The organism is Amycolatopsis minnesotensis (assembly GCF_039529815.1).
Classification (GTDB): domain Bacteria; phylum Actinomycetota; class Actinomycetes; order Mycobacteriales; family Pseudonocardiaceae; genus Amycolatopsis; species Amycolatopsis minnesotensis.
This window is the reverse complement of sequence record NZ_BAAANN010000008.1, coordinates 211,719-226,328: the sequence shown is the minus strand read 5'-3', so window position 1 is coordinate 226,328 and position 14,610 is coordinate 211,719. Positions and strand designations below refer to the sequence as shown.

Sequence of the window (14,610 nt, the reverse complement as noted above, 5' to 3'; positions counted from 1 at the left end):
CTAGAGCATGCCGCGCCACCCGGCCGGAAGCCGGGTGCCGAGGGCAACCGGGCTCATCCGGCCGTCGTACCCACTCCGGACCTTGGCGTGCCGCGAACCGGTGGCGAAGCTGTCGACGCCGCCCGCGCTCTGCTCCCGCGGCACACCACTGATCAGGCACCGGGTGCCGGAGGAACTGGAATCCGACGGGTTCGGCACTGCCGCACCGGGCCGGGGAAGCGGGCCACCCGCGGTGGTCGTCAGCGGCGGCGGGCAGGGTCGGGACCGTCGTGCGAATCGCCATCTTGCGCTCCTGGTGAGTTGGCTCGGGTGAAACGAATCACCCCGTTTGCTCACCACGTTGGATGCGCACCTGCCCCGGCGAGATGCCCCGGAATGGGATCTACCACCCCGAAACAACCCTTCGTCACCTCACACGTCTGTGACAGCGAGGCTGAGATCGCGGACGGCTTCGCGTCAGCCCGCGTAGTCCTTGGCGAAACCGGTCGCGCTCGGCGGGGAAGCGCGCCACTTCTTCAGCCGCGCCACCTGGAGCCGGTGGTGGAACTCCGGATCCTCCGCGCGGGGCGTGCACAACAGGTCGATCATGGCGTGCGAAAACTCCTGGGTCGCCCACACCCGCCGCGCCACCGCGGAGCTGTATCCGGCCAGCAGGCGATCGTCGCCCGTGCGGACGGCGCAGCGGATCGCCTCGGCCAGCTCGACCGCGTCGGCGATCGCGAGGTTCATCCCCTTGCCGCCGAACGGGGTGATGATGTGCGCCGCGTCGCCGACGAGGAACATCCTGCCGTAGCGCAGTTCTTCGGTCACCGCGGACCGCATGGGGAACAAGGTCGTCTCCAGGATGGGCCCCGGGCTCGGCAGCGGGCCGTCGGCTACCGACAGCCGACGGCGCAGTTCGGCCCAGATCCGCTTCTCGTCCCAGTCGGCCTGCTCGTCGCCGGGAGCGGTCTGGAGGTAGAACCGGCTCGTCTCGGGAGTGCGCAGGGCATGGATCGCGCAGCCGTCGCGGTGCAGCGCGTACACCATGTCGGTGGTGATCGGCGGGGTCGCGGACAGGATCGCGAGGAGGCTGGAGCCGTACTCCTTGGTGACGGTGTGCCGGTCGGCGTCCGCGGCCATCCGGCGGCAGACACCGAGGCTGCCGTCGCACCCGGCGACGAACTCCGCCCGCAGTTCGCGGGCGCCGCCGGTATCGGAGAAACCGACCACCGCTTCGTCGGCCCCGAGCTCGGACACCGCGGTGACCGGGGTGTCGAAGTGGATGCGCCCGCCGATCCGGAGCAGCCGCTCGATCAGATCGCGGACCAGGAACTGCTGCGGGTAGACGTAATGCGCACGGTCGCCGTTCAGCAGGCCGTAGTCCAAGGTGAACCGCTCGCCGTCGAACCGGAATTCGCAGCGGCGGTGCGTGCCGCTCGACCGCAGCAGGCCGTCGGCCAGCCCGTGCTCGCGCAGGGTCTGCACGGTGCCGTGCTCGATCAGCCCGGCCCGCGCCCGCTGTTCCACGTGCGCACGGCTCGACCGTTCGAACACCACCGCCGGGATCCCGTTGTCGTGCAGGATGTTGGCCAGCACCAGCCCGGACGGGCCGGCCCCCACCACCACGACCGGCGCCTCCGGGTTTCGCCATGGCACGGCTCCCCCGTCGCTCGCGAAAGTCCTGTTCTCAGACGGCACGGCGCCTGGCCAAGGTGATTCCGTCCGCCGCGTTCACCATGACCAGCTCCACGCGCTCGTCGGCGCGGGCGTGCTCGTTGAACGCGTGCACCGCCGCGGCTTTGCTGTCCGGCTCGGGATCCACCACGTCGCCGGAAAAGAGGGTGTTGTCCACGATCAGCAGCCCGTCCGGTCGCACCCTCGGCACCAGCTCTTCCCAGTAGCCGAGGTAACCGGGCTTGTCGGCGTCGATGAACACCAGGTCGAGATGGGCGGTGGCGGGCAGCGCGCGAAGGGTGTCCAGTGCGGGGCCGACGCGCACGTCCACCCGATCCGCGACGCCGGCGCGTTCGAGGTAGGGCGCGCCGATCTCGACGACTCGCGGATCGATCTCACAAGTGAGCACCGTGCCGCCCGGCGGAAGCGCCCTGGCGAGCGCGATCGTCGAGGAGCCGGTGAACATCCCGACCTCGACGATCGCGCTCGCGGCGGTGAGCCTGACCAGGAAGCTCAGCAGCGCCGCTTCTTCCAGCGGCAAGGTCATGTGCGCCACCGCGGGGAAGTTCTCCCGGGTGACCCGCGCCAGCTCTTCCAGCAGCGGGTCGTCCGCACGCCCGTGGTGAACCAGGTACTGGTGAATTTCGGGGGTGGCGGCTATCGCCTTCTGCGAGCCGGGCAAAGCGGTTCTCCTTTCACGGCGCGGTGTGCCGCGCGATCCGGACGACGATCTTTCCCACCGCCGACACGATGCCCTCGGAAAGCAGTTCGGGGGTGTCCTCCAGCGACAGCGTTTTCCCGACCACGGCACGCGGATCGAGCTGTCCCGCGGCGAAAACCTTGAGCAGCAACGGAAAGAGCGCGCCGCAGTGACCGCGCGAGCCCACCAGCCTGGCCGCGTTCGACACCCACGGGTTCGTGTCGATCAGTGCGGGCACATCGGTCCTGGACACCAGCACGACGCGCCCGCCTGGCCGGAGGTGGCGCTCGATGACCGGCAACGTCGACGCGGGGTCACCCGAGGCTTCCACGTGCACCTCGGCGTCCAGCTCACCGGGCGGAGCCCCGGCCGGGTCGAAGCACGCCGTGAAGCCCAGCCGCGCGGCGAGTTCGCGGCGCTCCGCTTCCGGTTCCAGCCCGACCACCCTGCTCGCACCGGCGATCCGGCACAGCAGGCCCGCGAACAGGCCGAGCGGCCCTAGCCCGTGGATCGTCACCCGTTCGCCGGGACGGATTCCGCCACCCTCGACGAACAACGCGTTGTAGACGCATCCCAGAGGTTCCAGGAGAGCGCCGGCGAGCAGGGTGTCCTCCCGGCTCCAGCCCTCGTCGGACAGCGGATTCAACCGATGGCAGGCGGTCTGCGGCACGACGACGTACTCGGCGAGCGCGCCGGGCGCGGTCAGGCCGGCCAGAAACGCGTTTTCGCACTGATTTCGACGGCCTCCCAGGCAGGTGTCGCAGTAGCCGCAGGCGAGCACGCTCTCCAGCGCCACGAGGTCGCGTGGCCGGACTCGCGTCACCAGTTCCCCGATTCCGGCGACCTCCCCCGACGCCTCGTGGCCGAGCACCACCGGCAGGTCGAGCGGCCCGCCGAACCTGGGGGTGCGGTCGGGATGGAACCGGCACGCGTCGAAGTCGGTGCCGCAGATGCCGCACAGTTCGACCCGCACCAGCACTTCGGTGGGACCGGGCACCGGGATCGGCATGCGCACGATGTCCATGCGGCCGAGCTGGGACGCGTCATCCGGAGCACTCAGCACCAGCGCGCGCATCAGACCGGGGTCGACCTGCCGCAGCCGGCCCTCTCCCACCGGAATGCCCGTTTTCACCCCGCCACCGGCCTCGGGGGCATTTCGCCCTCATTGCCCATTCTCGCACCCTACCCGGAACGGTGACGCGTTGTGCGCCAGCGGAATCATGATCTTTCGCATTGCAGCGAACATTCGCCACCGCGTCACGTGGGTGTCGAGCGAAATGCACTTTCGGCTACGAAGGTCAGACTTCCCGTTCACCGGCGAGGCGGGTGTCACTCCCCTCGCGGCCCGGCCTCGCCTGGCCGACCAAGACCGCTTCGGCGCCGGGGTGACGACCTCGCCGAATCCTCAGCGGGCAGTCCGCGCCAGGTCGAGCGGGCTTGTCCGTTCGGCTGCTTTCACTGACCGAACGGACAAGCCCTCGGGATCGGCCGGGCGCCCCGCCCGGCCAACGGGCTCAGCGCAGCCGGTAGGCGTTCGTGCTGGTCTGCGACACCGAGTTGCCGTCCGAGTCCTTAGCGGACAGTCGCAAGGAGACGAACTTCGACTGGCTGAACCACGGCGCCACGACGAAAGCGTGCCACTGCCGGCCGCTCCCGATGACGAACTGCCCGTGCCAGGTCTGCCCGCCGTCGAACGAAGCCTCGGCGGTGACCTGCCGGACGGTCCCCGTCATTCCGGCGGCGCGCTCGACCTCGATCGGCACGGCGAGCGGGAGCAGGCGCCATGCGTCGTTGTCCGCACCGAGCGCCGGGGCGGCCCGCAAGGCCATCAACGGCAGGGGTGCCTGGCCATCGGCGTGCTGCGAGCGGAAGCTCCACGAGGCGGACACCTTGCTGGACAGCTCGGCGTCCGCGCCCTGCGGTCGTTTCGCGTCCATCGTCAGCGTGTAAGCCCCCGCCTCCGCGGGAACGGGGAAGGTCACCGGGCCGACGTTCGGCCAGGCGTACCCGGGAATCCTGGGCACCGAACCGATTTCCGTCCCGTTCCGCGAGAGCCGGGTCGTGCCTTCGGCCGGCGAGAAGCTGACGTGCTCACCGGCCGCGGCGAACACCGGCAGCAGGACGCTGACGGTGTCGCCGTCGCGCACGTTCTTCGCCACCTTGCCCAGTGCCGGACCGATGATCGCCCGGTTCCACTCCTCCCTGGCGCGCTGCCCCTGGCGGTACTGCACCCCGGCCGCCACCTCCTGCGTATCGATCAGCGTCCCGTTGGTGCCCTGCCTGCCGACGAAGAGCTGTTTCATCCAGCGGATGTCCCCGGTGCTGTAGAACTCGTCCCGCGTCGACGGCAGTTCGGCCTGCGCGGTGAGGAACCAGGCGTCGCTGAGCCCGGTCGCGTCGTCGTAGGGCGAGGGCAGCACGTGCAGGCTGCCCCACTGCTTGCCGGCGCCGGCGTAGGTGGCGGTCACCTTGGCCAGCTCGCGCTCGCGCACCTGGTACGCGGAGACGTCGGGAACCCGGCCGGTGCTGGGGAACTGGAGGTTGTAGACGTACGGGCTGTTCTCCGACCGCCCCTGCTCGGTCTGCTTGGTCAGCATGGTGGTGACGAGGAAGTCGAAGTCCGGCACGTCGGTGCTGGTGGGGACGACGTAGGAGTACATCTTCTCGTGGAAGAGCCTCGGCTGGTACCAGGAATGAACCGCGGTGCCCCGGCCCGCGATCTTTTCGGCGAAGGCGATGATCTGGCCGTTCGACCGGGCGTCCTGCTGCTCGGTCCGCACCGTCACCGGTTTCGCCTGCCGCGCGTCCAGCACGACCTCGCGGTCCCGATCCAGTATGAAGTCAGGCGCACTGACCAGGCTCGACCCGCCCTGGCCTTCGTCGACCTGCGAGACGAACAGGTATCGGCCCTGCGGCAGCCGGACCGGGCCACCGCCGCCGCCGACGTTGTAGATCTTCAGGTCGCCAGTGTCCAAATTGGTCGCGATCACGGTGCCGTGCGGTCCTTGCGGGCCTGGCCCGTTCCCCTCCCGGTCGATCAACCTGAGGTCGGCCGAGTAGACGTTGCGTTCGAGATCGGCACCGACCAGGCCGCGCACTTCGGCACCGGAAGCGGAAGTGGCGAGCAGGGTTCCGCCGTAGGCTCCCCGAGGCTTGTCCGCGGGGTTCACCGTGAGCACGACGGTCGCGGTCGCACCGGCCGGGACCGTGACCCTGGGCCGGTCCACCGCGAACATCCCGTCGGCCGCGGGTTTCCCGCCCTCGTCGCGGACATCGAGGCGCAGGTCGAGATCGACCGGGGTGGCGCCGTCGTTTCGGTAGGTGATCTCCCGTGTCTTGGCCGTCGAGTCGGCGGCGGGGAGCGTGCCGAAGGCTACCGTGGTGAGGTCCGCGGTCACCTGCTGCTTGGCGGCCTTGGCGACGTCCACCCTGCCCGTTCCCTGCTGGAAGACGGTCAGTCCGTCGGTCGGCTTCGCGGTGCCCGCCAGTGCGGACTTGAGCTGCTCGGCCCGCCAGTCGGGGTGCTGCTGGGCGAGCAGCGCCGCCGCACCGGCCACGTGCGGTGTCGCCATCGAGGTGCCCGACATCGCCTGGTACGGGTCCCCGGGCGCGCCGCCGGCCTTCGCCGCGACGATCCCGACGCCGGGTGCGGTGATCTCCGGCTTGACCGCGTTGTCGCCCACCCGCGGCCCCTTGCTGGAGAACGGGGCCAGTGCGTCGGCCCGGTCCACCGCGCCGACGGTCAGTGCCGCATCGGCGCTGCCCGGTGACCCGACCGTGCCCGCGCCCTTCTCCCCTTCGTTGCCCGCGGCGATCACGAACAGCACGCCCTTGTCCCTGGTGAGGCGGTTCACCGCCTCTTCCAACGGGTCGATGCCCTCGGCGTCGTCGCCGCCGATGCTCAGGTTGATCACCTTGGCGCCCTGATCGGCCGCCCACTCCATACCGCTGATGATCTCCGCCCAGCCACCGCTCCCGTCGTCCCCGAGCACCTTGCCGACCAGCAGCCCGGCATCGGGCGCGACGCCCTTGAACCGCCCGCCCGACGCCGCGCCGGAACCGGCGATGGTCGAGGCGACGTGGGTGCCGTGGCCGTGCCGGTCGGTGGCGTCCTGGCCGCCCGAGAAGTCCCTGGCTTCGAGCACCTTCCCCGCCAGGTCCGGATGACCGGCGTCCACGCCGGTGTCCAGCACGGCGACCTTGACGCTCTTGCCGGTGAACCCGCTGCGCCAGACCTCCGGCGCACCGATCTGCGGCACGCTGCGGTCGAGGTTCGCCCTGACCTTGTGGTCCAGCCACACCTTTCGCACGGCTGTCGCCCGCGGACCGACCACAGTGGACCAGAACGCGCCCGCGCTGTCCTTGCGCTCGGCGAACGCGGTCGCGCCGATGCTGCCCAGCCGCCGCACGTCGGTCACGCCGGGCAACGAGGTCGCGGCGTAGCCGGCACCGTCCTGCTGCACGATCAACGGCAGGGTCGGGCGCGCGCTGTCGTCGTAGCCGTCGGCGAGCAGCCGGTCGATCCGGAACAGCCGCGCGTCGAGCACGCCGTTCGCGACCAAGGGCAGGGCGTCGGCGGGGAAGACCGACCAGCCGTCCTTGCCCTGGCTGCGCTGGAAACCCATCTCCTCGCGGCCAGGGCCCGGCTGCACCGAAATGGCGGGCGACTGGCCCTGCCGCTCGTGCACGGTGATCCGGTCGCCGGTGATCAGGGTGATCGTGCGCGGGCCTGCCACCTGGGCGGCGCTCGCGCGCTGCTCCTGCCCTGGCCGTCCGGAAGCTGCCTGTGCGGCTTGCGCCGTCGTCACGCCGACCACGGTCACTACGAGCAGACTGACCAAGGCATGTGCTCTTCGGCGCATGTCGCACCCTCCATCTGTGGTTGTCGATCAACCATGACATCGTTGACATGACGACGGACCGCCCCGAGGCGGGAATTCGCCGGTTTGTTTGATCGGGCCCGCTTCAGCCAAAAGTGAATGGATCGGCCGGGAAACCTGTCAGCCGAGATGAGGTTAATGCATCCCGGTACGCCGAAAAGGGGCTGACTGGATGAAGATCAAGCGTCCGTTCGGCCCACTTCGGGCCCCGATGACGGTTTTCGGACCCGGCGCACTATCTCGGCATTCCACACTATTCCCGAATACTGACATCGGGGTGCCAACGGTCAAAGATTTGTGTCCATTCATCCCATAGACGGAAAAGACGCGCGGCCGGTCGCTCGTGCGGCTCGGATTGCTGACGCACGAGCGGCCGGCCGTCCAGTGGCCGTGCTCAGCCGGTCACGACGACGCCGGGTGGCGCGCCGGGGTCATGGGCCAGGTGATCGTCGCGGCGAGCGCGGGCGAGCCACCGCGCCAGCACGTCCGTCCAGCTTCCGTTCGTGTCGAGCGGAAGCCCGTAGTCTTCGGTGATCGAGTCGCCGAGGACGGCGACCGCCTGTCCGGTGCGGCGCACGTCCGCCCCGGTGATCAGCAGGACGGATTCCGTCGTCGTGGTGAACGCCGCGGGCCCGGCGTCGGCCGTGTGGTCACCGGGCAGGTGTTCGCGAACCGGACCCGTGGCCGCCCACCGGCCGACAGCCGCACGATGTGCCGGACCGTGGTGCCGGACAGCCCGGCCAGCGCGATCGGATCGAACACCGCCGACGGCTCGACCTGGGACGCCGTCCAGCTCGCCTGCCAGGCGACCGGCCGTGCGGCCGCGGGGCGCGGCAGTGCGACCGCCCCGGCCGTTTTCGCTCATGCCCGCCAGCGTGCCGACCGCGGTGGCCGTCCGCGTCCGGCACAGGGCGAGCTTCCGCGATACGTCCCCGGCGAAGCCGGGCCGCGCGAGGCGCCCGCCGTATCCGGACCGCGATAACACGAGGCCGACAAATATGGTTAGGCTAACCTTCACCGGCGAGGGGTTCGTCGCACTGAGGGATGGTTTGCGGAATGACTGCTGGAGCACCCGTCGAGGTTGAGCCGCACTTGCACGTCGAGGCGACAGTGCTGGCGACCGCGCCGATCGGCCGGAGCCTGACCCGGGTCACGTTCGGCGGCCCGGAAGTGCCGAAGGTGACCGCCTTCGGACCGGACCAGCGGATCAAGATCTTCCTGCCGCGGGCAGGCGAAGCGGTCCCTCTGGTGCCCACCGGGCCGGACTGGTACCGCCGTTACCGTGCGCTGCCCGAGCGGCAACGCCCGCCGATGCGCACGTACACCATCCGCTCCACGCGCCCCGGCGAACTCGACGTGGACTTCGTGCGCCACGGCGATCTCGGCCCGGCATCGCGGTGGGCCGGACGCGCCGTTCCCGGGGACAAGGTCGTCATCCTGGCACCCAACGCGGGGCTCGCCGGACGGGCCGAGCCCCGGCGGATGGGCGCCGACTACCTCCCGCCCGCCGACAGCACATGGCGGCTGATCGCCGGCGACGAAACGGCGCTGCCCGCGATCGGCGGCATCGTCGAGAGCTTGGCAGGGGGCGAACACGCCCGCGTCTTCGTCGAAATCCCGGTCGACGCCGATCGTCAGCAATGGCGGACCGCAGGGGAGGTTTCGGTGACCTGGCTGCCGCGCGAGGGTGCGTCCGACGCGCCCGGTGCCGCGCTGCTGCACGCGGTGCGCGCGACCGAATTGCCCGAGGGACGTGGTTACGCCTGGCTCGCCGGGGAGGCGTTCCTGGTGCGCGACCTGCGCCGTCACCTGATCGGCGAACGCGGGATGACGCGCGCGCAGATCGATTTCTGCGGTTACTGGCGACGCGGCAAATCCGAAGACGCGGCGTACGAACCGGACGACGACTGAGCCACGACACCCCGGCCTTCGCCGCGCCACCACACGAACAACCATCACCGTTTCCTGCCCGAACGGGGTCCCCGTGCGCACCCAACCCTTCCCCGCCCGTCCCGCGAACGCACGCACCGGGACGCGGTGGGCCGGCCTCGCCGGCGGGATCGCCCTCGTGGCACTGGCCGCGTTGCTCGGCGTGGCGGTGGGGGCGAAACCGCTGCCGTTGGACGTCGTGTGGCACGCGTTGTTCCGGTTCGACGATTCCTACGACGCGAATCTGGTCTGGGACCAGCGAATTCCGCGCACCCTCTTGGGCGTCTTCGTCGGGGCGGCACTGGGGCTGTCCGGCTCGCTCATGCAAGCCATCACCCGCAATCCGCTCGCCGATCCGGGACTGCTTGGCATCAACGCGGGCGCTTCGGTCGCCGTCGTGATCGCGATCTCCGTGCTCGGTGTGACGACACTCGTCGGCTACGTGTGGTTCGCACTCGTCGGCGCCGCAGTGGCGGGTGTGGTGACGTACGCGCTGGGGACGAGCGGACCGGGCCGGGCGACGCCGGTCCGGCTCGCGCTGTCCGGCACGGTCGTCGGCGCGGTCCTGACCGGTGTGATCACGGCGTTCACCACGATGGACGTCAAGTCCTGGCAGGTGATGCGGTTCTGGACGCTCGGGTCTCTGGTCAACCGCGGTTACGACATCGTGTGGCAGGTACTGCCGTTCCTCGTGCTCGGTGCGGTGATCGGGCTCTCGGTGACCGGTTCGCTCAACGCCATGGCACTCGGTGACCACCTCGGCAGGGCGCTCGGCGCGCGACCGGCCCGGACGCGGATCCTGACCGCCGCGGCGGTCGTGTTGCTGTGCGGCGGGGCCACGGCCGCCGCCGGGCCGATCGGTTTCGTGGGCCTGGCGGTACCGCACGCGGTGCGGGCGGTGGCCGGGCCGGACCACCGCTGGGTGGCGCCGTACTCGATGATCGCGGCCGCGCTGTTGCTGGTGAGCTCGGACGTCCTCGGCCGGATCGTGCTCCCCACCGGTGAGCTGGAGGTCGGCGTCGTCACCGCCGTGGTCGGCGCCCCGGTGTTCGTCCACCTCATCCGCCGCAAGCGGCTGGCGGCACTGTGAAAGCGCCGGTGAATCCACAGTGGACGGTACGGGGCAGGCGGGACCGGGTCTCGCTGCGTGTGCGCAGGCGGGCTGCCTTCGTCGCTTGCGCCTTGGCGGCGCTGTGCCTCGTGGTGCTGCTGGCCAGCCTGCTCACGGGCCAGTTCTCGATCAGCGTCCCGGGAGTGCTTCGCGCACTGGCCGGCGAGGGAACGCTGCAACAGCGCTACTTCGTCAATGACGTCCGGCTACCGCGCGTGCTGACCGCCCTGCTCGTGGGGGCAGCACTCGGAACGAGCGGAGCGATCTTCCAGAGCCTGTCGGGCAACCCGCTGGGGAGTCCGGACATCATCGGCTTCAACGGCGGTGCGACCGCGGGCGCGCTGGTGTGCATCATCGTGCTGCACGATTCGAGCCTGCTGGTGACCGGGAGCGGAGCGGTCGCGGGCGGCGCGGCGGTCGCCGTGCTGGTCTACCTGCTCGCCTACCGGGCGGAAGTGACCGGGTACCGGCTCGTGCTGGTCGGCGTCGGGATGAACGCCCTGCTCGGCGCCGGGATCGCCTACCTGCTCAGCCGCGCCGAACTGACCGACTCGCTCAACGCGCAGATCTGGATGGTGGGCAGCCTCAACGGACGGAGCTGGGACGAGGTCTGGATCCTGCTCGTGGTGCTGGCACTCGTCCTCCCCGCGGCGATGGCGCTGAGCAGACCGCTCCTCACTCTGGAACTCGGCTCCGATTCGGCGGTATCGCTCGGACTTTCGGTGCACAGCGTCCGGCGGTGGGCGATCGCGCTGTCGGTGCTCCTGAGCGCCGCGTCGATCGTCGCCGCGGGCCCCATTTCGTTCGTGGCCCTCGCCGCCCCGCAGATCGCGAAACGGCTGGCGCGATCGGTCGGCCCGTCGCTGGTGGTCTCGACGCTGACCGGAAGCTGCCTGCTGGCGATCGCGGACCTGGTGTCGCAGCGGGTGTTCCCGGCCGCGCAGATGCCGGCCGGGATCGCCACCATCGTTCTCGGTGGCCTCTACCTCGGCTGGCTGCTCCTTGGCGAATTGCGCCGGGGACGCGCCTGATCCGGACCGCCATCCACCTTTCAGGTAAGGCTCGCAGAGAGGAACGCACGATGAGAACACACTTCCGGAAATGGCGTGGTGCGGTCGCGGGAGGCACCACGCTCGCGATCGCACTGGCCGCCGCGGCCTGCGGCTCGACCGACCAGAGCGCCGGCGCCCCCGGCGCGACCAGGCCGTTCGATACCCCCAGCGGCACCGCGCAGATCCCGGCCGACCCCAAGTCCGTAGTCGCACTTGACCAGTACACCTACTTCGGCCTGCTGGATGTCGGCGTGCACCCGAAGGCGACCGCGTCCGGTTACCCGGACAGCTTCGCCATTTTCCCGCCGTACGCCGAAGAGTATGCACGAGCGCCCAAGGTCGGCGGCTCCATGGACGTCGACATCGAGCAGGTCGGCGTCCAGGCGCCGGACCTGATCCTCGGCAACAAGTTCCTGTCCCTGGAACGGCACAAGGTCGAGGACTACCAGAAGCTCGCGCCGACCGCGATCCTCGGCGGCGCGCCGGGAGAGCCCGGAGTCGCGTGGCCGCAGTGGGTCATCCAAGCCGCGGACGCGGTCGGGAAGAAGGCGGAGGCGGAAGCACTGAAGAAGCGCTACGAGGAGCGCGCGCGGCAAATCCGCACCACCTACGCGGACAAGCTGTCGAAGACCAAGTTCGCGCTGATCAACGGTGGTGGCGGGAAGTGGTACCTGAACCTCGACCAGTCGTGGGGCGGCACCATCCTGCACGACCTCGGTGTGCGGTTCGCCCGTGCGGGCATCACCGACCCGGCGAACAACACCCCCGAGTTCTCCACGGAGAACCTCGACAAGCTCAACGAAGCGGACGTGATCCTCTACCAGGCCGACTACCATGGCAAGGCCGGTCCCGACACCCAGCAGATCATCGATCTTCCGGCCTTCAAAGGACTTCGCGCCACCGCGGCGGGCAAAGTCCTGCCCACCGGAAACTTCTACGCACTGCATTACAAGGCCGCACTGGCCTTCCAGGACGAGATCGAGAAGATCCTCAAGGACTCCTGACCTGTTCGGAAACCGGAGGTGGGGCGATCCGGCAGCGGATCGCCCCACCTCCGGTTTCCAGGTGCGGGCCGGTGGGGTCAGGTGGCCGGTCCGCGGGGGTTGTCCTGCGACAGCGCGTAGCTCTTGCCGCCGAAGGTGACCTTGAAGTTCGACGGGGTCGCGATCGGCAGGTAGTAGTTCACGGTGACCTCCACCGTGCCCTTCGCCGGGATGCTCTGCCAGCTCGGCAACGCGAACGAGACGTGCTGGAAGTCGCCCTTCAGCCCGCCGATGTTCGGGCCGCTGTGCCCCTTCTGCGTGACCCGCAGTCCCCAGCCCGACTGGTCGGCCATGCTGCCGGGGGCGCTGGTCCCGTAGTCGAATTCGACCTGGGCGCCACCGGGGATGGCGGTGGCGGAGCGGTTCGTGATCGCCAGCTTCGGGTTGATCGGGTAGTTCGCGTCACCCAAGGCGAACCCCTTGGCTTCCACGCCCACGTCCAGCACGTCGGCAGGCATGGCCGTGTTGGACTTCGAGGCGCCGTACGGGGCGGCACCGGCGAAGCGGCTCCCGATCTTGTCGACCAGGGTGGTGCCCATGCCGTACTGGTGCTTCACCGGGTCCATGGCGTAGTCACCCGCCAGCTCCCAGATCATGATCCCGCCGAGGCCCTTGTCCGCGACGTACTTCGCCTTCGTGTCCACTGCGGACTCGTCCTCTGTGGTCAGGTAGACCTTCTTCTGGTCGTTCCACAGCCACGACGAGGTGAGCGGGCCGCTGTAGTTGCGGGTGTAGGTGCCGGTCAGGCGGTCCGCCGGGTCGTTATCCGGGTCGAGGCCGTACGCCTTCAGGTAGTCGCCCTGCACGCCGTTTTCGAGGTTCTTGGCGTGCCACATCGGGTTCACCCCGGACGGCACCTCTTCGCCGCCCGCGGTCATGTCGTGCCAGAGGTTGTCGATCCCGATCGCGCCGTTGCCGCAGGGGATCTTCGAGCCGACGCTGCCGCCGGTGCCCGGTGGGCACTTCTTCTGGTCCGGCAGCGGCGCGGTACCCCACTGCCCCTGCTGGCCGCCGGAGACGCCCTGCCATCCCCTGGTGTAGAACGGCACCCCGATGTTGATCCGGCCCGCTTGCATCGCGCCCCGGAAGTAGTGGTACGCCCAGTCGGTGTTCAGATGCCCGATCCCCTCGTACTGCGGGGTCGTGTAGACGCTCCAGAACTTGAGCTCGGCGTCGTTCCCGTCGTCGTAGAGCGCGGCGTTCGGCCCGACGTACTGGTTCCAGGCGCCGTGCAGGTCGTAGGTCATGATGTTGGCGTAGTCGAGGTACTGGGTGACCTGGTAGGTCTCGGCACCGCGCAGGATCCACCCGGACGCCGACACGGCGGCGGTCAGCATGTAGTGCTTGCCGTCGGCCGTGCTCGCGGCGTCCAGCTTGGCGCGCAAGGACTTCATCAGTGCGACGTAGTTCTTCATCAGCGTCGCCCGGTTCGCGTCGGCGATCCAGAAGTCGTCCGGGTTGCCCGCGTACTTCATCGACGTCGCGTACTCGTAGTCGATGTCGGCACCGTCGAATCCGTACTGCCGCAGGAACTGCACGGTCGAATCCGCGAACGTGTCGATCGCCTGCTGGCTCTGCGCGGTCTTGTAGAAGCCACCGGACGCGGTGCGGGTGCCGTCCGGGTTCAGGATGCCGCCGGACTCCGCCCAGCCACCGATCGAAATCAGGGTGCGCACGCCGGGGTTCTGCTTCTTGTACTTGTTGAGCAGGTTGAAATGCCCCTTGTACGGGTACGCCGGATCCATTTCGGCCCCCGGCACTCCCGGCCATTCCATCCCGGTCGCCGCGTTGCCCGGCCCGTCGGGACCGACCGAAACCCGGTTGTCCGCGCCGATGTGCGCGAACGCGTAGTTGATGTGGCTGACCTTGTTCCACGGGATGTTGCCGGCCAGGTAGGCCGGCGAGCCGTCCTTTCCGGTTCGCCAGCCGGTGAAGTAGCCGATGGTCCGGCGGGGGCTGCCGTGCGCGATCTTCTCCCGTCCCGCGCTGTCGTACACGGTGCAGTACGGGGACGTGGTACCCGGCGTCGCCGCGAGCCCGTCCGGCCTGCAGTTGTCCGCACGCGCGCTCGCCGTACCGGGCAGCAGGACGACCAGCGACGCGGCCAGCAACGTGGCCACGGCGGCGAACACCGCCCCTGCTTTCGATCTTGTCGACGTCGTCAATGACACGGCAGACCTCCTCGAGGACCTATTTCGCTCGTTGACGAACCGAACCTACATTGGTCCAGTCCAATTTG

11 protein-coding genes are annotated in these 14,610 nt (G+C 69.6%); 4 read left to right on the top strand and 7 right to left on the bottom strand.

From position 1 onward, the window contains the following. From ABD256_RS12595 to ABD256_RS12570, 6 genes are all read right to left on the bottom strand, one after another. Complete coding sequence (locus ABD256_RS12595) at positions 1 to 198, bottom strand: hypothetical protein (RefSeq protein WP_344417068.1); 198 nt, start codon at positions 196 to 198, stop codon at positions 1 to 3. Between the two features lie 258 nt (positions 199 to 456). Further along, complete coding sequence (locus ABD256_RS12590) at positions 457 to 1,638, bottom strand: 4-hydroxybenzoate 3-monooxygenase (protein WP_344417065.1); 1,182 nt, start codon at positions 1,636 to 1,638, stop codon at positions 457 to 459. Positions 1,639 to 1,669: 31 nt separating this feature from the next. Next, entirely contained in the window at positions 1,670 to 2,338 is a 669-nt protein-coding gene (locus tag ABD256_RS12585; RefSeq protein WP_344417063.1) for an O-methyltransferase, read from the bottom strand. A gap of 13 nt (positions 2,339 to 2,351) precedes the next feature. Continuing rightward, the gene (locus ABD256_RS12580) at positions 2,352 to 3,470 is read right to left on the bottom strand and encodes an alcohol dehydrogenase catalytic domain-containing protein (RefSeq protein WP_344417061.1); all 1,119 of its coding nucleotides are present in this window, start codon (positions 3,468 to 3,470) and stop codon (positions 2,352 to 2,354) included. A 400-nt stretch (positions 3,471 to 3,870) separates the two neighbouring features. Beyond that, the gene (locus tag ABD256_RS12575) at positions 3,871 to 7,179 is read right to left on the bottom strand and encodes a S8 family serine peptidase (RefSeq protein ID WP_344417059.1); all 3,309 of its coding nucleotides are present in this window, start codon (positions 7,177 to 7,179) and stop codon (positions 3,871 to 3,873) included. A gap of 451 nt (positions 7,180 to 7,630) precedes the next feature. Continuing rightward, positions 7,631 to 8,221: an SGNH/GDSL hydrolase family protein gene (locus tag ABD256_RS12570; protein WP_344417057.1), complete on the bottom strand. Its 591-nt coding sequence runs from the start codon at positions 8,219 to 8,221 to the stop codon at positions 7,631 to 7,633. 71 nt (positions 8,222 to 8,292) lie between these two features. On the opposite strand from ABD256_RS12570, the gene ABD256_RS12565 reads away from it, so the two are divergent. The 4 genes from ABD256_RS12565 to ABD256_RS12550 all read left to right on the top strand — a co-directional run bounded on the left by ABD256_RS12565 (position 8,293) and on the right by ABD256_RS12550 (position 12,332). Beyond that, positions 8,293 to 9,147, top strand: a complete 855-nt coding sequence (locus ABD256_RS12565) for a siderophore-interacting protein (RefSeq protein WP_344417055.1) — start codon at positions 8,293 to 8,295, stop codon at positions 9,145 to 9,147. Positions 9,148 to 9,220: 73 nt separating this feature from the next. Next, on the top strand, positions 9,221 to 10,255 hold the full coding sequence (locus ABD256_RS12560; RefSeq protein WP_344417052.1) for a FecCD family ABC transporter permease: 1,035 nt from the start codon (positions 9,221 to 9,223) through the stop codon (positions 10,253 to 10,255). Positions 10,256 to 10,263: 8 nt separating this feature from the next. Continuing rightward, positions 10,264 to 11,307 (top strand): FecCD family ABC transporter permease, encoded by a 1,044-nt coding sequence (locus tag ABD256_RS12555; RefSeq protein WP_344417049.1) that lies wholly within the window; start codon positions 10,264 to 10,266, stop codon positions 11,305 to 11,307. Positions 11,308 to 11,357: 50 nt separating this feature from the next. Beyond that, on the top strand, positions 11,358 to 12,332 hold the full coding sequence (locus tag ABD256_RS12550) for an ABC transporter substrate-binding protein (protein WP_344417047.1): 975 nt from the start codon (positions 11,358 to 11,360) through the stop codon (positions 12,330 to 12,332). Between the two features lie 77 nt (positions 12,333 to 12,409). On the opposite strand, the gene ABD256_RS12545 is transcribed toward ABD256_RS12550, so the two are convergent. Continuing rightward, a complete protein-coding gene (locus tag ABD256_RS12545) occupies positions 12,410 to 14,503 on the bottom strand; it encodes a chitinase C-terminal domain-containing protein (RefSeq protein ID WP_344417045.1) in 2,094 nt (697 codons plus the stop codon). Positions 14,504 to 14,610 lie beyond the last annotated feature (107 nt).

Coding starts and splice junctions, on each gene's coding strand:
- ABD256_RS12565 (WP_344417055.1), top strand. CDS start 8,293: ATGACTGCTGGAGCACCCGTCGAGGTTGAGCCGCACTTGCACGTCGAG.
- ABD256_RS12550 (WP_344417047.1), top strand. CDS start 11,358: ATGAGAACACACTTCCGGAAATGGCGTGGTGCGGTCGCGGGAGGCACC.